The following is a 23,578-nucleotide window of genomic DNA, read 5'->3' as shown; positions in this document are numbered from 1 at the left end:
GCGCGAGGAAAACGTCCCCGCCCGCCGGCCTCACCCCCGCAGCGTCTCCTCCAGGGCCCGTGCCACCGACACCGCGTCCTGCGCCGGCAACGGTGCGCCCGTGCCCGTCGTCACGTAGAAGGCGTCCACGGCGTTGGCCCCCAGCGTGGAGACGTGGGCGCTGCGCACCCGCACCCCCGCCTTCTCCAGTGCCCGCCCGATCCGGAACAGCAGCCCCGGTGCGTCCTGGGCACGGACCTCGATCACCGTGGCGTGGCGGGAGGCCGCGGAGGCGACCGTCACGCGCGGCGGCGGGGGCACCACGCCCCGACGGCGCGGGTAGGCCGCGTCGCGTTCCGCGAGGCGGGCCGAGATGTCCAGGGAGCCGTCCAGGGCGCGTACGAGGTCGGCGCGCAGCCGGGCCGCCTGGGGCAGGGAGCCGTACTCCGCCGCGACCCTCCAGTCGAGCAGCAGCACCGAGCCGTCCATGCCGTCCGGCAGGTCCAGGGCGCGCAGCTCGGCGGTGCGGACGGTGAGGCGGTGCACGGCGAGCACCCCGGACACGGCGGGCAGCACGCCCGGCTGGTCCGGTACGGCGATGAGGAGTTCCACACCGAGGGGTTCGGGTTCGCCGGACGGTTCCTCGGCGGGCGGCTCGGTCTGTGCGCGCAGTGCCAGGACCGGACCGCCGGTGCGGTACGCCTCGACGGCGAGCCGTTCCTGCTCGGCGGTGGGCGTGGCGGCCTCGGGGTCGTCGGGCTCGTCGCCGGCCAGCACCGCGGAGACCCGTTTCACCAGGTCGGTCACGAGCGCGCTGCGCCAGGTCGACCAGGCCGCGGGCCCGGTGGCGAGTGCGTCGGCCTCGGTGAGGGCGTGCAGCAGCTCCAGGGTGCTCTGTGAGCCGACGGCTTCGGCGACCGAACTGACGGTGGCCGGGTCCTCCAGGTCGCGCCGGGTCGCGGTCTCGACGAGGAGCAGGTGGTGGCGTACGAGGGTGGCGAGGACGGCGACGTCGTCGCGGTCGAAGCCGATGCGCCCGGCCACGTCGCGCGCGATGATCTCGCCTGCGACGGAGTGGTCGCCGGGCCAGCCCTTGCCGATGTCGTGCAGGAGGGCGGCGACCAGGAGGAGGTCGGGGCGGCCCACGCGGCGGGTCAGCTCCGAGGCGCGTACGGCCGTCTCGATCAGGTGCCGGTCGACGGTCCACAGGTGCACGGCGTTGCGCTGGGGACGGCAGCGCACCCGCTCCCAGTCGGGCAGCAGACGGGTGATCAGTCCCTCGGCCTCCAGGGCCTCCCAGACCTCGACGGTGGGACGGCCGGAGCCCAGCAGGGTCACGAGCTGTTCGCGCGCCTCGGCGGGCCAGGGCGTGGGAAGGGGGCGCACGTTGGTGGCCATGCGCCGTACGGCGTGCAGGGAGAGCGGGAGGCCCGCCTGGGCGGCGGCAGCGGCGGCGCGCAGCGGGAGCACGGGGTCGCGTTCGGGGCGTGCGGCGCGCGCGAGGACGACTTCGCCGTCCTGTTCCACCACGCCCTCGGCCAGGGGGGACCGCTCGGCGACCGGTTTTCCGCCACCGAGCATGGCGCGCAGCCTCGGCCGCACGGCGCGCGAACGCAGCACGCGCCCCACTTCACGCCAGGTGACATCACTGGCGTACGAGATCAGGCGCGCCGCCTCGTACACCTGCCGCAGCAGCGTGTCGGCGTCCAGCAGGCCCAGCTCGGTGGCGACCTGGTCCTGCTCCTGGAGGGCCAGCCGGTCGGTGGCGCGCCCGGTGGTCAGATGCAGCGCGTCGCGTACGTCGAGGAGCCGGCGCCGGGCCTCGGCCAGTCCCTCGCGCGGGGCGTCCGCGAGCCAGGAGGCGGCGACCGCGCGCAGGGCCGTTGCGTCGCGCAGCCCGCCCCGGGCCTCCTTGAGGTCCGGTTCCAGCAGGTACTGCAGCTCACCCTGCCGCTCGGCCCGCTCGGCGCACAGCTGCTGGAGTTCGGGGAGACGTTTGGGCGCCTGGTTGCGCCAGTCGGCCAGCACGGCCGTCCTCAGTCCCGCGGTGAGCCCGAGGTCGCCCGCCAGGTGCCGGGCGTCCAGCAGGCCGAGCTGCACCTTGAGGTCCTCGCCGGCGGTCTTGCGGGCCTCCGCCGGGGTGCGCACGGAGTGGTCGAGGGCCAGGCCGAGGTCCCACACGGGGTACCAGATGCGGTCGGCGAGGGCGGCGACCGCCTTGCTGTCGCTCCCGTCGTGCAGCAGGAGCAGGTCGAGGTCGCTGCGCGGGGACAGCTCGCCGCGGCCGTAACCGCCGACGGCGACCAGGGACACGCCGCGCACTCCCTCGGCGCCCGCGGCGAACAGCTCCGCGAGCCAGCCGTCCGTCAGGTCGGACAGGGCGGCACGGCGCGGCGGCCCGGACTGCACCCCCTCCGTGAGGAGGCGCAGCCGGGCCGCCGCGTAGCCGCTGGGTCCCGAGCCCTCTGCTTCCGTACGTACGTCCGTACTCGTCACCCAGCGACTCCTGTTCCGTGCGTGTCTAGAGCGCGTCGGGTCCGCGCTCGCCGGTCCGGACCCGTACGGCCGTCTCGACCGGGATGGACCAGACCTTGCCGTCACCGATCTTGCCGGTGCGGGCCGCCTTGACGATGACCTCGATGAGCTGTTCGGCGTCGTCGTCCTCGGCCAGCACCTCGATACGGATCTTGGGTACCAGGTCGACCGTGTACTCGGCGCCGCGGTAGACCTCGGTGTGTCCCCGCTGCCGACCGTAGCCGCTCGCTTCCGTGACCGTCAGTCCATGGACCCCGAAGGCCTGCAGGGCCTCCTTGATCTCGTCGAGCCGGTGCGGCTTGACGACGGCGGTGATGAGCCTCATGCGTCCACCTTCCTGGTCTCCGTGGCGGCCAGAGCCGAGGCGGCGGTCCCCATGACACCGCCACCAGCGCCGCTGAAGTCGTATGCGGTCTCGGCGTGCTCGGCCTGGTCGATGCCCGAGACCTCCTCGTCCTCGGTGACCCGCATACCGATCGTCTTGTCGAGGAGGAAGGCGAGGACCGCGGAGACGACCAGGGAGTAGGCGAGGACCGCGCCGACACCGGCGCACTGCTTCCACAGCTGGGTGAAGCTGTGGTCCCCGTAGAAGACGCCCGTGGCGGTGGACTGGCCCTTGCCGGTGGCGAAGAAGCCGATCAGCAGGGAGCCGATGATGCCGCCGACCATGTGGACGCCGACGACATCGAGGGAGTCGTCGTAGCCGAACTTGAACTTCAGGCCCACGGCCGCGGCGCAGGCGACACCGGCGATGGCACCGACGGCGATCGCGCCGAGCGGGGAGACCGCACCACCGGACGGGGTGATCGCCACCAGACCGGCGACCGCGCCGGAGGCGGCTCCCAGCGTGGTGAACGCGCCGTGGCGGATCTTCTCGTAGGCGAGCCAGGCCAGCATGGCGGCGGCCGTCGCGACCTGCGTGTTGACGAACATCAGCGCGCCGACGCCGTCGTCGTTGCCGAGCCAGGAGCCCGCGTTGAAGCCGAACCAGCCGAACCACAGCAGACCCGCGCCGAGCATGACCAGCGGAAGGCTGTGCGGACGCATCGGGTCCTTCTTGAAGCCGACGCGCTTGCCGATGACGAGGATCACGCCGAGCGCCGCCGCACCGGCGTTGATGTGGACCGCGGTACCACCGGCGAAGTCGATCACACCGAGCTTGAAGGCCCAGCCGTCGGAGCCCCAGACCCAGTGGGCGACCGGGACGTAGACGATCGTGAGCCACAGCGCGATGAAGAGCGACCAGGCCGAGAACTTCACACGGTCGGCGAGGGCGCCGCTTATCAGGGCCGGCGTGATGATCGCGAACATCATCTGGAAGACCATGAACACGAAGATCGGGATGGTGTAGCCGGGCCAGAGTTCCGTCAGACCGATCTTGTGGAGGCCGAACCAGTCGGAGTCCCAGCCGATGAAGCTGTTGTTCGTACCGAAGGCGAGGGAGAAGCCGTAGAGCACCCACAGAATGGTGATGATGCCCATGCTGATGAAGCTCATCATCAGCATGTTCAGGGTGCTCTTGACGCGGACCATGCCTCCGTAGAAGAAGGCCAGGCCCGGGGTCATGATCAGCACCAGGGCGGAAGCGATGAGCATGAAACCTGTGTTGGCGGACGACAGCTTGGGTGCGTCCGCCGCAAGCGTGATGGCGGCTGGTGCCATCGGCGTCTCCTAGTCGGTTGGTACGGCCCCGTGCGGGCGAAGCCGGAGAGCGGTCCGGTCATGAGGGCGTGGGGGTTATGGGCCACGAGATTGACGCAGCGCCGTTTCGGTGGAAGCCCCTCGATGTTTCACCGCAGTGACGAAGGCGCCCGGCGTGTTACGCGTTGATGAACCGCCGGATGTCGGTCGCGCTGATCGTTATCGTGGCGCAACCTTCAGATGATGGGCGCCGCAACCATCGGCCGAATGAACCCGCGACCGTCAATTGAGCAACCCCCACGGCGAGCAACCACCGCCACTAGAGCGGCGCCGGTTCAGGCGCAAAAAACAGCCCGGCCGCGGCAGCCATCCGATGACCTGGCATGGGGGGAGCCGAGTCGGGCGGTTCGGGATGGCGGCCGCGGCCGGAGTCCTCGGGGCCCCTTGGCCTCTGGGATCCTGGGGCCCTGGGAGGGTTCAGACCGCTTCGGCGGTCTCGGGCAGGTGGGTGGCGAGGTGGTCGGTGAGTTCGACGATCTCCGTGAGATCACCGAAATCGCGTACAGCCGTGTCGACGGTTTTTCGAATACGAGTGTTGACACGTTCCGAGCGCACCTTTTTGGCGACCTCCAGGGCCCGCTTGGTGAGCACCGCGCTCTGCTCGGGTTCACGCTGGAGGAGATGCACGGTGGCCATGCCGATGAGATTGAGCGCGTACGACCGCTGATGCTCGGTGTCCTCGGCGAACCGGTCGACGGCCTTCCGCATCAGGGGTTCGGCCAGGGAGGCGTAGGTGGGACTGCGGCCCGCGACGTAGGCGAGGTCACGGAAGGAGTGGGAGTTCTCCGCGTACAGCTCGGCCTCGGAGAAGAAGCGGATCCAGTCGGGCTCCGGCTCGTCCCAGTCCTCGGCGTCGGCGAAGGTGTCCTCGGCCATCCGGACGGCACGCTTGCACCTGCCGGGCTGCCCCATGTTGGCGTAGGCGCGTGCCTCCATCGCATACAGCATCGCCTGGGTGCGCGGGCTCGCGCAGTCACGGCTGCCGTACTGGGCGAGGTGGATGAGTTCCAGGGCGTCCTCGGGCCGGCCCAGGTGGATCATCTGGCGGCTCATGCTGGAGAGGACGTACGAGCCGAGCGGCTTGTCGCCCGCCTCCTTGGCGGCGTGCAGGGCGAGCACGAAGTACTTCTGCGCGGTGGGCTGCAGTCCGACGTCGTAGCTCATCCAACCGGCCAGTTCGGCCAGTTCGGCGGCGACCTTGAACAGGCGCTTGGCGGTGGCCTCGGGCTGCGGTTCCTGCAGCAGGTCGGTGACCTCGTGCAACTGGCCGACGACCGCCTTGCGGCGCAGCCCGCCGCCGCACTGGGCGTCCCACTTGCGGAACATCACGGTGGTGGCCTCGAGGAGGTCCAGCTCGGGCTGGGAGAGCCGGCCGCGGGCGCGCCCGGACGGCGAGGCGGGCGGGGTGCCCTCGCGCGGGGAGGTGGGGCTCGGCACCAGCCAGCGCTGCACGGGCTCGATGAGGGACGGGCCCGCGGACAGGACCAGCGAGGTTCCGAGGAAGCCGCGCCGCGCCAGCATCAGGTCGCTGCGCGAGAACTCGCTGATCATGGCCACGGTCTGCGGGCCCGTCCAGGGCAGGTCGATCCCGGACACCGAGGGTGACTGGTGGGCGGGGCGCAGTCCGAGGTCCTCGACCGCGACGACGCAGCCGAAGCGCTCGGAGAACAACTCCGACAGGATCCGCGGGATCGGCTCGCGCGGGTTCTCCCCGTCGAGCCAGCGGCGCACCCGGGAGGTGTCCGTGGAGATGTGGTTCGCTCCCAACTGGCGTGCCCGGCGGTTCACTTGACGCGCCAGCTCACCCTTCGACCAGCCGCTGCGCACGAACCACGAGGTGAGCAGCTCATTGGGGCGCTTGTCAGCGTTCGCTGCGCTTCCGTCACTGCCGCCCACTGGAACGCCCCCATCCCTCAGACCACTTGTCGCTGTGCGCGCCAAGCACTACCAGAATGCCGGTGCCCACGGCCCCGCGTCCGTCGGTTCTCAGCCGTCGGACGGGAACCGACTTGCCTCCGGCATACCCACGAGCGCATCCATTCCCAGGAACCGTGCACTCAAAGTAGTCTCACGGTCACCCGTCCAGCCATGGCGTACACAGAAACGCCACCATTCGCCACCCCTTCGAATGAACCCAGGGCGGGCTCCGCACGATTCACTTGACACATGACAGCCGGAATCGGGTGGAGGCGTGCACTCACCGGCGCGCACGGACCGCACACCACCCCGGGATGCAACCGGGCGCTGCGCGGAACCCCGCGGAGACGACCGACGACTGGGAACTCAGAGTCACATTCCGCTCTCATGGCGTAACCATCGGCGCGCTGGACCCGTTGGAGGGGGCATGGGCTTCACTATCGGCGGCACGCGGGGCATCCGCGACATCCGCTCCGGTGCGCGGCGCCGGGGCCGCTCGTCGGAGTGCACGGCCGTGGCCGAGTACACCGGACTGTGGGGCTGGGACGTGGTGCCCGGCGCACGGGCGGTCGCCGGGCAGTGCTCCTGCGGCAAGGCGGACTGCGGCGCGCCCGGCGCGCACCCACTGGACTTCGCGCCCGTCGTGGGCGCCGGCGCGACACTCGACGAGGTGACCGAGACCTGGGCCGAGACGCCGGGCGCCGCGGTGATGCTGCCGGTCGGCCGGGCGTTCGACGTGATCGAGGTCGCCGAGTCGGCGGGGCGGCGCGCCCTGGTCCGGCTGGAGCGCATGGGTCTGCCGCTCGGCCCGGTCACGGCGACGCCGGAGGGCCGCGCGCACTTCTTCGTCACCCCGGGGTCCGCCGCCGAGCTGCCCGACCTGCTGTACCGGATGGCGTGGGACGACACCGCCCTCGACCTCCACGCCCTCGGCCCCGGCGCGTACATCACGGCCCCGCCCTCGGACCGCGGCGGCCTCGGCCCGGTCCGCTGGCTCCGCTCGCCCGCCCTGGATTCGGCGACGAGACCCCCGGCGGCGCGCCTGCTGATCGGCACGCTGGCGTATGTGGCGCATCGCTCACGCGTCTAGGTCGGCCGATTCGAGAGGGCCCGGCTCCACCGACACGGGGAAACCGATACGGAGAAGAGGGGCTCCCCCCATACGGAAGGGCCCCGTTCCAGCTGCACCTTGGAACGGGGCCCTTCTTCCGTACGGTCACGCACGCGCCGCGTGCGGCGGCGCGCTCAGTCCCCGATAAGCGCATCCACGAACGCTTCCGGCTCGAACGGCGCCAGGTCGTCGGCACCCTCGCCGAGTCCGATCAGCTTCACCGGTACGCCCAGCTCCCGCTGGACCGCCACCACGATGCCGCCCTTGGCCGTGCCGTCGAGCTTGGTCAGCACGATGCCGGTGATGTCCACGACCTCGGCGAAGACGCGGGCCTGGACGAGACCGTTCTGCCCGGTCGTGGCGTCCAGGACGAGCAGCACCTCGTCGAGCGGGGCGTGCTTCTCCACGACGCGCTTGACCTTGCCGAGCTCGTCCATGAGGCCGGTCTTGGTGTGCAGGCGGCCGGCGGTGTCGATGAGCACGACGTCGTAGCCCATCTCCTTGCCTTCCTTCACCGCGTCGAACGCCACGGAGGCCGGGTCGCCGCCCTCCGGCCCGCGCACGGTGTAGGCGCCGACCCGCTCGCCCCAGGTCTGCAGCTGGTCGGCGGCGGCGGCGCGGAAGGTGTCGGCGGCGCCGAGGACGACGGTGCGACCGTCGGCCACCAGAACCCGGGCCAGCTTGCCGGTGGTGGTGGTCTTGCCGGTGCCGTTGACGCCCACGACCATCACGATGCCGGGCTTGCTGGACTCGGGCTCGGTGCGGACGGTGCGGTCCATGTCGGTACCGACCAGCGTGAGCAGCTCCTCGCGCAGCAGACCGCGCAGCTCCTGGGGCGTGCGGGTGCCGAGCACCTTGACGCGCTCGCGCAGCCGCTCGACCAGCTCCTGGGTGGGCTGCACGCCGACGTCGGCGGTGAGCAGCGTGTCCTCGATCTCCTCCCAGGTCTCGTCGTCGAGGTGCTCCCTGGACAGGAGGGTGAGGAGTCCCTTGCCGAGCGCGTTCTGCGAACGGGACAGACGGGCGCGCAGGCGGACCAGACGGCCAGCGGTGGGCTCGGGGATCTCGATCGGGGGCGCCTCGACGAGGGGCGGCTCCTCGACGGCGACGGGAGCACCACCGCCCGGAAGATCCACCTCCTCTATCGTCCGGCGCTCTTCGTCGCGCGGCGTCTCGGCCTCGTCGCCGACGTGCGGCTCGGCCGGAGGGGCGGTGATGTCGGGCGTCGTCGGGGGCGGCGGGGGCAGCGGCTTCCGGCGCCGGCTGCCGACGATGAGCCCGCCGAGCGCGCCGAGCACGACCACGGCGATGACTACAGCAAGGATGACGGTTTCCATAACGGGTCCAGTATGCGCGACCGGGCACCGCCCCGTTCGGCGGCGGCTCCGGGGCTGCACGCCCCTGGTTGTCTGACGCTCCCTCAGCTAACGTCCCCCCGCACACCCGCCCGGCGAAGGCGAAGGGGGCCCTGTCATGGCCGTCACGGTCGTACGGTTCAACCTCGTCGAGCCCGGGGCGACCCCGGTCTCGCTGGGTGCCCGATACCGGGCCGCGGTGGAGATGGCCGCGTACGCCGACGACCGGGGGATCACCACCGTGCAGACGGAGGAGCACCACGGGGCGGTGAACAACTGGCTGCCGTCGCCGTTCGTCTTCGCCGGTGCCGTGCTCGGCGCGACCCGGCGGCTCGCGGTCACCGTCTCGGCGGTGATCGGGCCGCTGCACGACCCGCTCCGGCTGGCCGAGGACATCGCCGTTCTCGACCTGGTCAGCGGCGGCCGGCTGGTGACCGTCGCCGGGATCGGGTACCGGCCCGAGGAGTACGCCTGTTTCGGTGTCGACTTCGAGCGGCGCGGAAGGCTCCAGGACGAGCTGCTGGAGACGGTGCTGAGGGCGTGGACCGGCGAGGAGTTCGCCTACCGGGGCCGTACCGTACGGGTCACCCCGCGCCCGTACACCCGGCCGCACCCCCTGTTGCTGGTCGGCGGCTCCTCGAAGGCGGCGGCCCGCCGCGCGGCCCGGCTGGGTCTGCCGTTCTTCCCGAGCGCGCACCTGCCGGAGCTGGAGGCCTACTACAGGGAGCGGCTGGCGGAGTACGGCAGGCAGGGCTGGACGATGATGCCCGCCGAGCGGACGCCGCTGCTGCACCTCGCGGAGGATCCGGACCGGGCGTGGGCCCGGTACGGCAGGCACTTCCTGCACGAGGCGCGGACGTACGCGTCCTGGCAGTCCGGCGGCCGTGGCGTCCGCTCGGCGGTCAGGTCGGCGGCCACGACGGTGGAGGAGCTGCGGGCGGAAGGCGTGTACCGGATCGTGACGCCCGAGGAGTGCCTGAGCCTGGGGCCGGACAGCCACGTCCTGCATCCGCTGGCCGGCGGGATGCCGGTGGACGAGGGCTGGCGCAGCCTGCATCTGTTCTGCGAGCGGGTGCTCCCCGGGCTGGAGAGCTGAGCCTCGTGCACAGGGGGCCGGCAGAACACCGCCGCCCGGCTCGGACAGTGGCCGAGCCGGGCGGCGGCAGGGTCCGAGGAGAGGGGCAGCGGGGACTTGGCCCTTCTCCTCGAGTTCGAGGAGCCTTTGTCAGGCTCAGCCCATCTCCTCCAGCGCCTTGCCCTTCGTCTCCTTCACGAACTTCAGGACGAACGGGATGGAGAGCGCGGCGAAGACCGTGTAGATCACGTAGGTGCCGGACAGGTTCCAGTCGGCCAGCGAGGGGAAGCTCGCGGTGATGGCCCAGTTGGCGATCCACTGGGCGGCGGCGGCCACGCCGAGCGCTGCGGCGCGGATCCGGTTCGGGAACATCTCGCCGAGCATGACCCAGACGACCACGCCCCAGGACAGCGCGAAGAAGAGGACGAACACGTGGGCGGCGATCAGGGCGACCCAGCCCTGGGTGCTCGGCAGCTTGCCGTCGACCAGGTGGAACGAGAACGCCCAGGCCTCCAGTGCGAGACCGACGGCCATGCCGATGGAGCCGATGAGCGCGAGCGGCTTGCGGCCGACGCGGTCCACGAAGATCATCGCGATCACGGTGCCGACGATGTTGATGATCGAGGTGGTGAAGGAGTAGAAGAACGAGTCCGTCGGGTCGACGCCGACCGACTGCCACAGCGTCGAGGAGTAGTAGAACGCGACGTTGATGCCGACGAACTGCTGGAAGACCGACAGGCCGATACCGATCCAGACGATGGGCTTGAAGAAGAAGCCGCCGCCGAGCAGGTCCTTGAAGCTGGACTTGTGCTCGCTCTTCATGGCGTGCTCGATCTCGGCGACGCGGGCGTCGAGGTCGGTGCCCTGGCCCTCGACCTCGGCGAGGATCTCCCGGGCGCGCTCACGCTTGCCGACGGAGAGCAGGAAGCGGGGGGACTCGGGGATGGCGAAGGAGAGCAGGCCGTACAGGACGGCCGGCACGACCATGACGCCGAGCATGACCTGCCAGGCCTCCAGGCCCATCAGCTTGCCGCGCTGGTCGCCGCCGGCGGCGTTGAGCAGGCCCCAGTTGACCAGCTGGGAGATGGCGATGCCTACGACGATCGCGGCCTGCTGGAAGGAGCCGAGCCGGCCGCGGTAGGCGGGCGGGGCGACCTCGGCGATGTAGGCGGGGCCGATCACGGAGGCCATGCCGATGGCGAAGCCGCCGATGACGCGCCAGAGGGCGAAGTCCCACAGCGCGAAAGGCAGAGCGGAGCCGACCGCGCTGACGACGAAGAGAACCGCCGCGATCTGCATCACCCGGATGCGGCCGAGGCGGTCGGCTATGCGCCCGGCGGTGGCGGCGCCGACGGCACAGCCGATCAGGGCGATGGCGATGACCTGGGCCAGCGCTGCGGAGCCGATGTCGTAGCGGTCCCGGATGGCCTCGACGGCGCCGTTGATCACGGAGCTGTCGTAGCCGAAGAGGAAGCCGCCCATCGCGGCCGCCGCCGCGATGAAGATGACGTGCCCGAGATGATCGGGGTGAGCCGTACCGGCTCCTGTCCTTGATGCCTGCGCTGTGCTGGTCAACGTGTAACTCCTCGGGCCACCGGCAACGCTGCCGGGGGTGGGCTGGGCCCTTTCGGGTATGGGTGGCGTGTCAAGTACCCGGGGAGCACTCGTTAACGCCGCTCATATCTGAAGGTAAAAGCAACGTTGCAGAGACTATGCCTTCAAGTTTCGAAGTCAATAGCGCGAGTCTGTGACGTAGGAGGCATGCGAACGAAGGATTGTGTTCAAGTGTTGAAGATGTGAAGACGTGCAGGTAGCAACTGGTGTAGAGGGCAGTCGCCTAGCGGAGCCGCTGAGAGATGACCTTCGACACACCGTCGCCCTGCATGGAGACGCCGTACAGCGCGTCGGCGACCTCCATCGTCCGCTTCTGGTGCGTGATCACGATGAGCTGTGAGGTCTCCTGCAGCTCCTGCATGATGCGGATCAACCGCTGCAGGTTGGTGTCGTCGAGTGCCGCCTCGACCTCGTCCATCACGTAGAACGGGCTGGGCCGGGCCTTGAAGATCGACACCAGCAGGGCGACGGCCGTCAGCGACCGCTCTCCGCCGGAGAGCAGGGAGAGCCGCTTGACCTTCTTGCCCGGGGGCCGCGCCTCGACGTCCACGCCCGTGGTGAGCATGTTGTCCGGGTCGGTCAGGAGCAGCCGGCCCTCGCCGCCGGGGAACAGCCTGCTGAAGACGCCCTCGAACTCGCGGGCCGTGTCCCGATAGGCCTCGGTGAACACCTGCTCGACGCGCTCGTCGACCTCCTTCACCACCTGAAGCAGGTCGGCGCGGGTCTTCTTCAGGTCGTCGAGCTGCTCACTGAGGAACTTGTGGCGCTCCTCCAGCGCGGCGAACTCCTCCAGGGCGAGCGGGTTGACCTTGCCGAGCTGCTGGTAGGCGCGTTCGGCGGCCTTGAGCCGCTTCTCCTGCTCGGCGCGCACGAACGGGCGGGGCCGGTTGCGCGGATGGTCAGGGTCCTCGGGCAGTTGTTCGCCCTCCGCAGGCGGGGACGGCGGTACGAGCTGGTCGGGGCCGTACTCGGTGACCAGGACCGTCGGCTCGACGCCCAGCTCCTCCAGCGCCCTGCTCTCCAGCTGCTCTATGCGCAGCCGCTTCTCGGCGCCGAGCACCTCGCCGCGGTGGACGGAGTCGGTGAGCTTGTCCAACTCGGCCTTGAGGTCGCGGCCGTGCGTGCGGGCCGCCGCCAGCTCCTCCTCCCGGCGTGCCTTGACCGCCTCGGCGGCGGCTCGCTCGGCCTCCGCCCGGCTGAGGGAGACCTCGACATGGGCGAGGAGCTGCCGGGCGCCGGAGGCGACGGCCTCGGCGACGGCCGCCTCGTGGCGCAGCCGGGCCCGCCGCTGCTCGGCACGCGCGCGTGCCTCACGTTCGGCGCGGGCGGCCCGGTCCAGGGAGTCGGCGCGTCCGGCCAGTCCCTTGACGCGTTCCTCGTGGGTGCGGACCTGGAGGCGGGCCTCCATCTCGGTCTGCCGCGCGTTGGCGCCGTCGGCGGCGAGGCGGTCGCGTACGGAGGTGTCGGGCTCCTCCTCGGCCGGCATCTCCTCGGCGACGGCGAGCCGCTCGGCGAGTTCCTCGACCTCCTGCAGGGCCACCTCGAGCGCCTCCTGGGCGCGCGCGGCGGCGGCGACGCTGCGCTCGGCCTCCCCGGCGGCCCCCCGCGCCTGCCCGGCGAGCCGGCCCAGCTGCTGGGCGACCTGGGACTTCTCCCGCTCGGCCGCCCGCCGCCGCTCCCCCAGCTCCTCGACGCGCGCGGCACACTCCTTGCGCCGCTCCCCCGCGAGCCGCTGCGCCTCGGCCAACTCCTCGCACCGCGCGGCGAGTTCCTCCAGCTCGGCGGCGGCCTCGTCGACGGAGGCCTGCACCTCCAGCAGGCTGGGCGCCCCGGCGGACCCCCCGTGCGCGAAGTGCGCTCCGAGGAGATCGCCCTCGGCGGTGACGGCCGTCAGCTCGGGGCGCACCCCGACCAGCTCCTCGGCGTCCTCCAGCGTGCCCACGACGACGATGCCGCGCAGCAGCCGGCGTACGGCGGGCATCAGGCCGGCGGGGCCGCGGACGAGATCGGCGGCGAAGGGGTGCCCGTCGGCACCGCCGCTGTCACCCACGCCCGCCGGCTCCTGAGGTGCCCCCGCGACCAGCAGCGCCGCCCGTCCCCCGTCCTGCTTGCGCAGCAGGCGAAGGGCGTCGGCCGCCGAGGCCGGGTCCGTCACCGCGAGGGCGTCCGCCGCCGTGCCGAAGGCCGCCGCGAGGGCGGCCTCATGGCCCGGGGTCACGGTCAGCAGTTCCGCGGCCGGACCGAGCAGGCCGGCCAGGCGGCCCTTCGCCTCCAGCAGGGCGCCCGTGCCGTCCTTGCGGCGCAGGCCCATGGCCAGGGCGTCATGCCGGGCCTGGGTCGCGGCGCGCGCCCGTTCCGCCGCCGTGATCGCCTCGCGTGCGGCCGTGAGGGCGGCCTCCGCCTCGGCGAGCGCGGCCTTGGCCGTCTCGTGCCGCTCGGCCAGGTCCGCGTCGCCCGCGTCCAGCCCGTCGACCTCGGCCTTGAGAGTCTCGTACTCCTCCTGGGCGGCGACGGCGCGCTGCTGTGCCTCGTCGCGCGCGGCGGCCAGCCGGTCGATCTCGGCCTGGGCGGCGGCCGCGCGTGAACGGGCGGCGCCCACCTGGCCGCTGAGCCGGGCGAGCCCTTCACGCCGGTCCGCGATGGCGCGCGCCACGTCCTTCAGGCGCCGTTCCTCGAGCGCCAGTTCGCGCTCCAGCTCGGCCCGGTGCGCGACCGTGTCCTCCAGTGCGCGCTCGGCGGCCTCCAGGGCCGCCTCCAGCTCGGCCTCCTGCTCGCGGATGCGGGCGGCCTCGCGCTCCATGTCCTCGGGATCGCGTCCGCGCCGCTCCTCCGGGGGCTGCGTGGTGGCGCTCTTGACCCGGGCGTCGGCCAGCGAGACGGTGCCGCGCACCCGCTCCGCGAGCTGTGACAGCTCGTACCAGGTCTGCTGGGCCCGCTGCAGACGCGGCGTCAGCCGGCGTACCTCGTCCTCCAGGAGCGCCTCACGCTGCAGTGCCCTCTTCAGCTCGGCCTCGGCGGCCTCCTTGCGTTCCTTGAGCGCGGCCTCGTCGGCGATCTCGGCCTTGAGTGCCTCCCGGAACCGTACGAGGTCGTCGGCCAGCAGGCGCAGCCGGGCGTCGCGCAGGTCCGCCTGGATCACGGCCGCCCGGCGGGCCACCGCCGCCTGCCGGCCCAGCGGTTTCAGCTGGCGGCGCAGTTCGTCGGCGAGGTCCTGGACGCGGGCGAGGTTCGCCTGCATGGCGTCCAGCTTCCTGAGCGCCTTCTCCTTGCGCTTGCGGTGCTTGAGGACGCCCGCGGCCTCCTCGATGAAGGCGCGGCGGCCCATGGGGTCGGCGTGCAGCACGGAGTCGAGCTGGCCCTGGCCCACGATCACGTGCATCTCGCGGCCGATGCCGGAGTCGGACAGGAGTTCCTGGATGTCGAGGAGGCGGCAGGTGTCGCCGTTGATCTGGTACTCGCTGCCGCCGTTGCGGAACATGATCCGCGTGATGGTGACCTCGGAGTACTCGATCGGGAGGGCACCGTCGGAGTTGTCGATGGTCAGGGACACCTCGGCGCGGCCGAGCGGCGGGCGCCCGGTGGTGCCGGCGAAGATGACGTCCTCCATCTTGCCGCCGCGCAGCGACTTGGCTCCCTGTTCGCCCATGACCCAGCTGAGCGCGTCCACGACATTGGACTTGCCCGAGCCGTTCGGGCCGACGACGCACGTGATGCCCGGCTCGAACCGGAGCGTGGTCGCCGAGGCGAACGACTTGAAGCCGCGGAGGGTCAGGGCCTTGAGGTGCACGCCGCCGGACTCTACCGCCCGCCTCTGTCTCACTCCATGAACCCGCGGTTTCGCCCCTGAACGGGCAGGGCACACCATCCGTTAAAGACAGCGAGGGGGTGCGCGGGGGCGCGAACGACGCGGGGGCAAGAAAGAAGGGACGCCGAAGCGTCCCTTGCAACTCTGACAACTTCAGCGGTGGGTACGGGCAGCCCGACCACTGCTGGTGCCGTGGCGTGATGCAGTGATCAGGTGAGCGCAGGCTCCGCCTGGTGTGCGTCGACGCTCTCCATGAGCCTTTCGTGAGCGGCAGCCGTCGACAGCGCGTCGTTCTCCGCCTGGATCCGTACGAGCTCGGCTTCGAGTTCCTGGACGCGCTGCTGAAGCCGTCGCATCTCGGCGAGGAGTCGCGGGTCGGAGCCGCCGACGTAACCGAGAAGCGCCTTTGCCATGATGGATGGTCCTCCACACTGAGTGACCGACCGATGCGGTGTGGGTCGTGAGGGATTTTCGCACCCGCGGTGCCCGGCATGGTGAGTTCTACGCCGTTCTTCCATGCCAAACAGCTAAGGTGCGCGGGGCTTTCAGCGTCTCACCAAAAAGTTTGACGGTCAACACGATCACGCCCTGCGATGGCGGGCAACCCGGGGGCGCGCGGCCCTGAACGGGCGGCGCTGCGGCTCCTGCGGGCCCCTGCGGGCGTGGAGATCACTCTTACCCGCGGAGCCTGCCACGGCAAGCGGTTCTTGGCAACCACCAGCACCTTTCCGCTCCGGGCAGATGCCGGTGGCACGTCCCTGCCCTCCACGGCGGGGGTCTTCGGGGCCCGGCTCAGCGGATCGCGAAGCCGTCGTAGCCGCCGCGAGGCGTGTCCCAAATCTCAGTGACTCCGTCCACACGCCCGGGTGTGTCGTCGCCCCGGAGCCACTCCAGCAGGCGCTCGCACCCCTTCCGGGGCCCCTCGGCGACCACCTGGACCCGTCCGTCGTCCAGATTGAGAGCAAAACCACTCAGGTCGCCGATCTCCAGCGCCTTGGCCCGGGTGAACCAGCGGAAACCCACCCCTTGGACACGTCCGCGCACCCACGCGACCAGCCGTGCGTCGTCGTTCATGGGTGCACGCTAACCGGCCAATGTCCCTCCCGGCACATCCGCCCCGTGCGCGATGCGGTACCGTCCCCACCCATAACTCTCACGTGAAACTCACACGATCGTGTGAGTTGCGCCGACCGCAAGACCAGGAAGGCCAGCAATGGGACGCCACCGACGCTCCGCCGCCGGACGCGCCGCCACGGGGGGCCGCGCCAAGAGGGTCACAGAGAGCTACGACATTCCGCCGGAGCGCTACGGCCCGGAGAACCTCTACGGCTTCGCCGCGGTCCTGGAGGCCGAGCGGCGCGCGACCCGCTCACACCGCAGGAAGAAGGCCCCGACGCCGGTGCGCACGGGCCTGCTGGGCGTCTCCGCCGCCGTGGCGCTGGGCACCGTGGCGGTCGCCACCGGGGTGCTGCCCGGTGGCAACCACTTCTCGGTGAGCGGTGACCCCGGTGATGTGCAGGCCGGCGGCACCACTCCGTCGGGCTTCGCCACCCAGCAGGGCGGCACCAGCGGCACCGCGGACTCCCGCGGGTCCTCGTCCACCAGCCGTGACGCCGACCGCTCGCCCACGCCGGCCGCGACCGCGACTGCCTCCACTCCCCCGGCATCCTCCTCGGCGCCGACGACCCAGCCTCCGCGGACACCGTCCCCCACGGCGACGGGGGCCACGGCCACGGCCGCGCCGCCCTCACAGGAGCCCACGACGGCGCCGGTGACGATCCCGTCCCAGAAGGTGACCTCCGAGGCCGCCGCCGCGGCCGAGGTGATCAAGCTGGTCAACCAGGAGCGGGCCAAGGTGGGCTGCTCACCGGTGACCCCGAACGGCCCGCTGCGCAAGCTGGCGGAGGCGTTCAGCGAGGACATGGCCGCGCGGAACTTCTTCGACCACACCGACCCCGACGGCAAGGATCCGTGGCAGCGGGCGGCCGTGCTCGGCATAACGGACCTGGGCGGCGAGAACATAGCCCGCGGCCAGGCGAGCCCGCAGGACGTCATGGACGCCTGGATGAACAGCCCCGGCCACCGGGCGAACATACTGAACTGCGACTTCACGACGCTGGGCGTCGGAGTGCACTTCGGCTCCGGCGGCCCCTGGTGGACGCAGGACTTCGGCTACTGAGATAACCGCAGGTCAGGGACCTAGGAACCTCCCTGGGCCGTCTCTGGGCCGTCGTCCGCAGGTGCATCATCCTCGAAGACGCGGTCAACGGCGGCCCGGGTTCGGGTCTCACTCGACGGCATGAGGTGCGTGTACGTACGCAGCGTGAAGCCGGGGTCGTGGTGGCCCAGGTACTCACTGAGCGCCTTGACGCTCTCCCCCGCGTCCAGGAGCACCGAGGCATAGAAGTGCCTCAGGGCGTGCATGCCGTTGTCCCGCCCGGTCTCGACGCCCGCAGCTCGAAGTGCTGGCCGCCATACGCGGTCGTTGAAGCGGTTCCGGTCCAGGGCCAGGCCCATGGGACCGGTGAAGATCAAGGATGCGGTGACGGGCGGACCGTCGAGCGTCTTCCAGGGCAACGTGATCCTTGTGGCCGGGTACCGCTTCAGGTGACCGGCCAGCGCGAAGGCGACGGACTCAGGCAGAGGAACATCACGCTCCTTGCCTCCCTTCGGTGGCGCGAACACTGGCCGATGTAACCGCAGCAGCTTGACCTGCCGTACAACGTGCACCACTCCCCCGAGGAAGTCCACGTCTTCCACGGCCAGGCCGAAGACCTCGCCCTGACGCAGGCCGCATCCGGCGGCAACGTTCACGAGGGCCTGGTAGCGCTCCGGCAGCTCCGAGCGAACCGCCTTGACCCGTTCCGCTGGCCAGGGTTTGACCTTGCGAGGCTCCAGACGGGGTGCCCGCACGGAGCGGGCACTGCACGGGTTCGTACGGATGATCCGATCCTCCACCGCAGCCGTGAAGACCGTTGAGACGTGCGCGAAGATGCCGCGCCGGTAGCCAGCAGAGAGCCCCCGGTCTTCCAGGGTCCGCAGCCAGAGCCGCAGATGCGAGGGCGTGAACGAACCCATGGGTCGCGTGCCCAGGTACGGGATCGCGTGAAGCCGTAGGCGGCTCTCCACGGACTCCCGTGTCAGAGGGTCCGTGATCTGCGTGGTCATCCACTCCGTCGCGTACTGCTCAAAGGTGACCTTGCCTGCGTCGGGGTCGACGTAGTCGCCGCGCGACATGTCGGCCTCGACGTTGGCCAGCCACTGTTCCGCCTTGCGCTTCTGCTTGTCCGGGAAGCTCTTGGACTTCTCGGTACCGTCCGGGCCGACGTAGCGAGCGCGATAGCGCAACCCGACGCCGTGGCGGTCGGTCTTGACCTTGCGCGGCTTGCCGTCCGGCCCAGCCTCGGTCTTGTACCAGCGATCTTGGATGTGTCCGGCCATCAGGCGACCCCTTCCATCAAGGACTCGACCCAGGCGCGAACGTCCTCGGGGTCGAAGCGGAGGTGTCGCCCCACGCGGAAGCCACGGGGGCCGATGCCCTTACGCCGCCACTGATAGACGGTCTCGACGCTGGGCAGGCGGAGCATGACCACGAGGTCTTCCGGGGTCAGGTACTGGTCAGGCAAGCGCCTCATGCGCACACCTCCCAGTCGTCCTGCTCGGGCCAGTCGGCGAGGGCTTCGCGGGCCGTCTCGCGGTTGAGGCGGAGCTCCCGGGCGATGGATGCGGCGAGCCAGGATTCGCCGGGGGTGTGACCCTGTCCGGCGTACGTCCAATGAGCGAGAACCAGCGTGGTGCCCTCCGTGTCGTCGAGGTCTTCCGGAAGCCCGCGTTCGCGGCGTTCTTGCCGGGCGCGGTAGTCGGCGCGGACCTGGCGCCGTTCGGTCAGGGTGGTGGAGTAGGCCCGTGACTTGGTCATGAAGTGGCCGCGGAAGCCGAGCATGTGAGCCCACCGCCACAGCAGCCGGTCGGGGTAGGCGTCATCGAGCGCCCGGCAGGCTTCGATCAGGCGACGGGTGTGCGGGGGCATGTTCAGCTTGTCCAGCTCCGAGAGCTCCCCGATGCGGCGGTCTACCGTCTCGGTCGTCTCGGCCGCTTTAGTGGCGTACTTGGCGACGTAGGAGGCCACCGCCTGATCGGTCAGCTCGACACCGTCCATGCCGCCGATGGCCTGCACGTCAACTTGGGAACCCCAGCGCAGGACCCGCGCGGGGAAAGTGCCGGCGGCGGGCACCGGTACGGCGACCCGAGCGGCGGCGGCACGGATCGCGTCGTCCAGGAGAGCGACTGTCGCCCAGGCCGGGGGCGCATCCTCGGGTCCGGCCGGACCGTCCAGGCGGATCACGGCGTGGAAGTGCACCGCGCCCCGCTTCTGGAACTCGGCGACCTTGCCGAAGGAGACCCGGCACACCTCCTTCATGGCCGTCTGGGTCAGGCCCGCACGGGCAGCGATCTCACGGCGCAGGTAGATGGTGAAGCGCCGCCACAGGTCCCCGGCGTGGTTGTTCCACAGCACCGCCCCGGCGTAGTCGTACCGCTCCGGATCCAGCGCGGTTCCCAGGGCCGGGTCGTCGGGAGCGTGCTGGGTGCCGCAGCGGCAGCGCCCGGTGTCGGGGCGGTTGTGGACCGGGCCGAACGAGGGCGCGGTGAGGGTGGCGAACACGCCGGGGTGCTGGCGGATCTCGCCGGGGATGCCCATGCGGGGATCACCGGTGATCCCGGCGCGGATCAGGTGGTAGACGTCCCCGGCGTAGGTCCAGGCGCAGGCCGGGCAGCGGGAGGCACGCCGGTTGCCGCAGGCCACCCGGAGGCATCCGCCCGGCTCGTGCTCGGTCGAGTAGGAGTACAGGACGTCACCGGTCCGGGCGTCCCTGGTGACCGTCTGGCCCATCAAGCGGATGGGGTTCGCGCAGCCTCCAGTACGCCGGATCTGTTCCTGCCAGCGGTCAAAACCGGGCGCGTTCGCGACCCGCAGCAGGTCGGCCAGGGTCAGCGGGTCGGTGCCCATGGAGGCCGCAGCACCGGCCACGGCCTCCGGGGGGACGGGGAAGACCGTCACGCGCTCACCGCCCCAAGCCGAACGGAGAGCTGGACTACCAGGGCTTCCAGGGCCTGTACGCGGTCAGCGAGTGAGGCCACGTCCTCACCGGGAAGCGGAGCCGCCGGGCGAGCAGCACGACCAAAGCCCAGCTCTGCCGGGGTGGCCCGCAGCACCGCGCAGAGCAGCACCTGATAGGTCGGACTCGGCTCATTGGCGCCGTTCTCCCAGCGGGAGAGCTGGACCTTCAACGAGCCTTCGGAGGCGATCTGCCAGCCCCAGTGCTCAGCCAGCAGCGCCAGTGACCGGATCACCTGAAGCTGAGACCAACCCCGCGCCGCCCGAGTCTGGGCCAGCGGTGACCTATCCGAGCACTTCGCCGGAGGCTGCGCAGCAGGACGGGGACGATCAGTCAGCGGCACGACAGCGGCGGCACTCATCGGGCCACCCCCGGACGCGGGACGACACGCCCCTCAGGGTTGTGTCCGGGGCAGTTGCGCGCCATGCGCGTGGTCGGGTCGTCCGGGTCGAGGCACTCGCCGATCCAGCCAGTACCACCGCAGCGGCAGGCGCCCTCCACGTCCGGGTGGCGCGCCCGATCCTTGGCGGCCTGGGTCATGGGGTAATCGGTCCAGACCGTGAAGCACGAGGCGAGGCGTTCGGCGCGGTCCCACCGTCGCTGGTTGGGGAACCGGCGCTGGTGGGCCTGGTCCTGTTCCTGCGTGGTCAAGTCGGCCAGCCAGAGCAGCCGGTAGCCGTAGGCGTAGGCGGCCGAGCGGTGGACCTCAGCGAGGCCGAGCCGGGCGACGCCCTGGAGGATCCAGGCCAGCACCGTGGTTTCGTCACCGCGGCGCATCAGGAAGCGGAGCGGCATGTCCGAGGCATACAGCGCCACGGCCCGTTCCTGATTCGAGAGGTGCGCGACCGGGTCGGAAGAAGTCAACGGGTCGGACGGCGTTAAAGCCGGGACGAGAGGCGACGTGTGCTCAGCGGTCGTCGCAGGCATGATGGAGGCTCCCTTCGGGGACGAAGGAGGGCGGCGGCTTGCTTGGCGGTAGGTGCGTCGCCCTCCGGAGTACGGCCGTTGGCCGCATGACTTAGCTTGCTATATAGCAGACTAGATCACAAGAGATAGTGCGTCATAGGCTGTGCTATGTCGCCATGCTCGGTACTCTCGGCGCATGACGGTTGAAGCCCACGACCCCAGGCCCAAGAAAGTGCAGATCGCCGACGCCCTGCGCGAAGAGATCGCAGCGCTGCCAGCGGGGCACCGGCTAGCTTCGTTGCGCGAGCTGGCCGACCGGTTCAAGGTCACCACGGTGACGGTGGGCAACGCGCTCAAGGTGCTCGCTGATGAGGGCGTGATCGTCTCGGTTCCGACTCGGGGGTACTTCGTGCAGTCCCCGCCGAGTGCTGGCGAAGCCGGGCAGAATGCCGACGGGCCGATTAACCGAGATGAGATCAACGCTATCCACTCCGAGATTCAGCAACTTGCTGCCCGAGTAGCCGAGTTGGAGAAGCGCGCCCAGTTCCCGAGCAGTGCCTGACTGGTGATCCACCATGCGTGGCGAGCCTTGGATGCACTAGGGACAGGCGTGGTGTCAACGGGGGACAGCCTTGGTGCCAACCCCCTGTCACCCCCCGTGTCACCAGCTGTCTAAATGCCAGACTCGAAGGCAGGCACCCGACGGGAGGGCAGCACATGAGTGACGAACGGCCAGCATGGGCACGGCGGCTTTCCTCAGAGCGCGAGGCCCGGCAGTGGTCGCAGGCCGAAGTGGTGGCCGCGCTGCGGGCACACGCGCCGAAACCCCTGCCGGAAGGCCCCAGCATGGTGCGGCAGTGGAAGCGCTGGGAGTCCGGCGAGGTCATGCCGAGCGATTTCTACAAGCCGATCATCGCCGCCACCTTCGGCACCGTCACTCACGCGATCTTCCCGGTAGCCGGGCAGCGAGACGGGAACGCCGAGATCGTTGCTGTCAGCGGCATGGAAACGCTCGACATCATCAGCAGGTTGCAGGCGTCCGACGTCGACAACGCCACGCTTGAGGCACTCCGGATCACGACCGATCGACTGTGCTCCGAGTACCCGTACCTGCCAGGCGACCAGCTCGCCGCCGAGGGCAGGCAGTGGCTCAAGCGAGTCGCCGGGCTCCAGTCCCAGCGGCTCACGCTCGCACAGCACCGCGAAGTTCTCACCCTGTCTGGTTGGCTCGCGCTCCTGATCGGGTGCGTCGAGTACGACATGGGCGACCGGGCGGCAGCCGAAAGCACGCGAAAGGCGGCCCTGTCTTTAGCCCATGAAGCCGGTAACTCAGAGATCGCCGGTTGGGCTCACGAGATGCGAGCCTGGTTCGCACTGACGACGGGCGACTACCGCGGAATCCTCGCTGCCTCGCAGGCCGGTACGGAGGCGGCTCCCTCGCATGGCGTAGCCGTACAGCTCGCCGCCCAGGAGGCGAAGGGGTGGGCCAGGCTGGGTGACCGGCGACAGACCGAGGTGGCGCTAGACCGAGGCCGAAAGCTCCTCGAGGGAATGCCGTACCCCGAAAACCTCGATCACCACTTCGTGGTGGACCCGGCGAAGTTCGACTTCTATGCCATGGACTGCTACCGGCTGCTTGGCGAGGACCGGTTCGCTGAGAACCTTGCCCACGAGGTGATCCGGGCGGGCACAGACTTTGACGGGTCCGAGCGATCACCAATGCGCATGGCGGAGGCGAGGATCACTCTCGGCGTGGTGGCAGCTAGGCAGGGCGACTTGGACCAGGCCGTGAACTACGGCGAGTGGGCCTTGAAGGGCGACCGGCAGTCTCTGCCGTCCCTGCTCATGGTCAGTCGCGAGCTTGCAGCCATCGTCAATCGGGACTTCGCCGCCGAGCCGACTGGCCGTGAATACCTCGATCACCTGACCGCTCTGGCCCGGACAAGCTAAAGCCTGTTACGGGTTTCTCTACCTCATCAAGCACCCGTCGTCGCTACCGCTCCTCCGGGCGGGCGCGGGCGGCCGGCGGCGCCCGCGCTCATGTCTCCGCCCCGCTCGGCACCGCCGGCCGCCCGCTCCCGCCCAAAAGGCAGGCACAGAGTGCATGAGGTCAGAACACGTCGTGGCTGGGGCGGTCGGCTCCACGGCTTTAGGCAGCCACCTTGGCGCGAGCCTCGAAGATCATGGCCCCACATCGGGCACTAACGGGCAGGTCCACAAGCCTGCCCGATCCGCGGGCCAGCGTAAGGGGCCATGATCACTCGCGCCAAGGCAGCTCCAGCCCAAAGCCGTTCCGCCGACCTCCGACATTCGTCAAACTGGTGCCGTGTCGTTTCTCAACAGCCCAACGGTGACCGCAGTGGTCGCAGCCTTAGCCTTGATCCACCGATTCGATGTCTGTGGATAAGTCTTCTTGAAACGAGGAAGTGCCTTGTGACCTGCGATGATGGGAGTTCTTCAGGC

19 protein-coding genes are annotated in these 23,578 nt (G+C 70.4%); 5 read left to right on the top strand and 14 right to left on the bottom strand.

Features of this window, described 5'->3' with window-relative positions:
• Positions 1-30 precede the first annotated feature (30 nt).
• The 4 genes from ACFYZE_RS25190 to ACFYZE_RS25175 form a co-directional block, all read right to left on the bottom strand.
• Complete coding sequence (locus tag ACFYZE_RS25190; RefSeq protein ID WP_388998274.1) at positions 31-2,475, bottom strand: [protein-PII] uridylyltransferase; 2,445 nt, start codon at positions 2,473-2,475, stop codon at positions 31-33.
• A 25-nt stretch (positions 2,476-2,500) separates the two neighbouring features.
• The gene (locus ACFYZE_RS25185) at positions 2,501-2,839 is read right to left on the bottom strand and encodes a P-II family nitrogen regulator (protein ID WP_103839971.1); all 339 of its coding nucleotides are present in this window, start codon (positions 2,837-2,839) and stop codon (positions 2,501-2,503) included.
• Positions 2,836-4,176 carry an ammonium transporter gene (locus ACFYZE_RS25180; protein ID WP_388998271.1) on the bottom strand — a complete coding sequence of 447 codons (1,341 nt, stop codon included), beginning with the start codon at positions 4,174-4,176 and terminating at the stop codon, positions 2,836-2,838. Before ACFYZE_RS25180 ends, ACFYZE_RS25185 begins: the two co-directional genes overlap by 4 nt.
• A 456-nt stretch (positions 4,177-4,632) precedes the next feature.
• Complete coding sequence (locus tag ACFYZE_RS25175; protein WP_388998268.1) at positions 4,633-6,111, bottom strand: hypothetical protein; 1,479 nt, start codon at positions 6,109-6,111, stop codon at positions 4,633-4,635.
• Between the two features lie 448 nt (positions 6,112-6,559).
• On the opposite strand from ACFYZE_RS25175, the gene ACFYZE_RS25170 reads away from it, so the two are divergent.
• Positions 6,560-7,222: a bifunctional DNA primase/polymerase gene (locus tag ACFYZE_RS25170; RefSeq protein ID WP_388998265.1), complete on the top strand. Its 663-nt coding sequence runs from the start codon at positions 6,560-6,562 to the stop codon at positions 7,220-7,222.
• A 155-nt stretch (positions 7,223-7,377) separates the two neighbouring features.
• On the opposite strand, the gene ftsY is transcribed toward ACFYZE_RS25170, so the two are convergent.
• Complete coding sequence (ftsY, locus tag ACFYZE_RS25165; protein ID WP_388998262.1) at positions 7,378-8,580, bottom strand: signal recognition particle-docking protein FtsY; 1,203 nt, start codon at positions 8,578-8,580, stop codon at positions 7,378-7,380.
• 136 nt (positions 8,581-8,716) lie between these two features.
• Between ftsY and ACFYZE_RS25160 the strand changes: the two genes are divergently transcribed.
• Entirely contained in the window at positions 8,717-9,694 is a 978-nt protein-coding gene (locus tag ACFYZE_RS25160) for an LLM class flavin-dependent oxidoreductase (RefSeq protein ID WP_388998259.1), read from the top strand.
• Between the two features lie 135 nt (positions 9,695-9,829).
• On the opposite strand, the gene ACFYZE_RS25155 is transcribed toward ACFYZE_RS25160, so the two are convergent.
• The 4 genes from ACFYZE_RS25155 to ACFYZE_RS25140 all read right to left on the bottom strand — a co-directional run bounded on the left by ACFYZE_RS25155 (position 9,830) and on the right by ACFYZE_RS25140 (position 16,166).
• Positions 9,830-11,248: a sugar porter family MFS transporter gene (locus ACFYZE_RS25155; protein WP_388998256.1), complete on the bottom strand. Its 1,419-nt coding sequence runs from the start codon at positions 11,246-11,248 to the stop codon at positions 9,830-9,832.
• A 262-nt stretch (positions 11,249-11,510) separates the two neighbouring features.
• Positions 11,511-15,074 carry a chromosome segregation protein SMC gene (gene smc, locus ACFYZE_RS25150; RefSeq protein WP_388998253.1) on the bottom strand — a complete coding sequence of 1,188 codons (3,564 nt, stop codon included), beginning with the start codon at positions 15,072-15,074 and terminating at the stop codon, positions 11,511-11,513.
• A 227-nt stretch (positions 15,075-15,301) separates the two neighbouring features.
• Positions 15,302-15,505, bottom strand: coding sequence for a hypothetical protein (locus tag ACFYZE_RS25145; protein ID WP_388998250.1), 204 nt, complete (start codon positions 15,503-15,505; stop codon positions 15,302-15,304).
• 379 nt (positions 15,506-15,884) lie between these two features.
• A complete protein-coding gene (locus ACFYZE_RS25140; protein WP_263232273.1) occupies positions 15,885-16,166 on the bottom strand; it encodes an acylphosphatase in 282 nt (93 codons plus the stop codon).
• Between the two features lie 139 nt (positions 16,167-16,305).
• On the opposite strand from ACFYZE_RS25140, the gene ACFYZE_RS25135 reads away from it, so the two are divergent.
• The gene (locus ACFYZE_RS25135; RefSeq protein WP_388998247.1) at positions 16,306-17,271 is read left to right on the top strand and encodes a CAP domain-containing protein; all 966 of its coding nucleotides are present in this window, start codon (positions 16,306-16,308) and stop codon (positions 17,269-17,271) included.
• A 20-nt stretch (positions 17,272-17,291) separates the two neighbouring features.
• On the opposite strand, the gene ACFYZE_RS25130 is transcribed toward ACFYZE_RS25135, so the two are convergent.
• The 5 genes from ACFYZE_RS25130 to ACFYZE_RS25110 all read right to left on the bottom strand — a co-directional run bounded on the left by ACFYZE_RS25130 (position 17,292) and on the right by ACFYZE_RS25110 (position 21,025).
• The gene (locus ACFYZE_RS25130; protein WP_388998244.1) at positions 17,292-18,533 is read right to left on the bottom strand and encodes a tyrosine-type recombinase/integrase; all 1,242 of its coding nucleotides are present in this window, start codon (positions 18,531-18,533) and stop codon (positions 17,292-17,294) included.
• A complete protein-coding gene (locus ACFYZE_RS25125) occupies positions 18,533-18,727 on the bottom strand; it encodes a helix-turn-helix transcriptional regulator (protein ID WP_388998241.1) in 195 nt (64 codons plus the stop codon). The genes ACFYZE_RS25130 and ACFYZE_RS25125 overlap by 1 nt, the downstream gene beginning before the upstream one ends.
• Positions 18,724-20,100, bottom strand: coding sequence for a replication initiator protein RepSA (gene repSA, locus ACFYZE_RS25120; protein WP_388998623.1), 1,377 nt, complete (start codon positions 20,098-20,100; stop codon positions 18,724-18,726). Before repSA ends, ACFYZE_RS25125 begins: the two co-directional genes overlap by 4 nt.
• A 47-nt stretch (positions 20,101-20,147) precedes the next feature.
• Complete coding sequence (locus tag ACFYZE_RS25115) at positions 20,148-20,444, bottom strand: hypothetical protein (protein ID WP_388998238.1); 297 nt, start codon at positions 20,442-20,444, stop codon at positions 20,148-20,150.
• A gap of 122 nt (positions 20,445-20,566) precedes the next feature.
• The gene (locus ACFYZE_RS25110; protein WP_388998235.1) at positions 20,567-21,025 is read right to left on the bottom strand and encodes a hypothetical protein; all 459 of its coding nucleotides are present in this window, start codon (positions 21,023-21,025) and stop codon (positions 20,567-20,569) included.
• Positions 21,026-21,311: 286 nt separating this feature from the next.
• Here ACFYZE_RS25110 and ACFYZE_RS25105 point away from each other — a divergent pair, with 286 nt between their 5' ends.
• A complete protein-coding gene (locus ACFYZE_RS25105) occupies positions 21,312-21,677 on the top strand; it encodes a GntR family transcriptional regulator (RefSeq protein WP_388998232.1) in 366 nt (121 codons plus the stop codon).
• Between the two features lie 155 nt (positions 21,678-21,832).
• Positions 21,833-23,065: an XRE family transcriptional regulator gene (locus tag ACFYZE_RS25100; protein WP_388998229.1), complete on the top strand. Its 1,233-nt coding sequence runs from the start codon at positions 21,833-21,835 to the stop codon at positions 23,063-23,065.
• Positions 23,066-23,578 lie beyond the last annotated feature (513 nt).

Source organism: Streptomyces sp. NPDC001796, assembly GCF_042892355.1.
Taxonomy (GTDB): domain Bacteria; phylum Actinomycetota; class Actinomycetes; order Streptomycetales; family Streptomycetaceae; genus Streptomyces.
The sequence above is the reverse complement of the archived record's forward strand: the minus strand, read 5'-3'. Positions and strand labels throughout refer to the sequence as shown.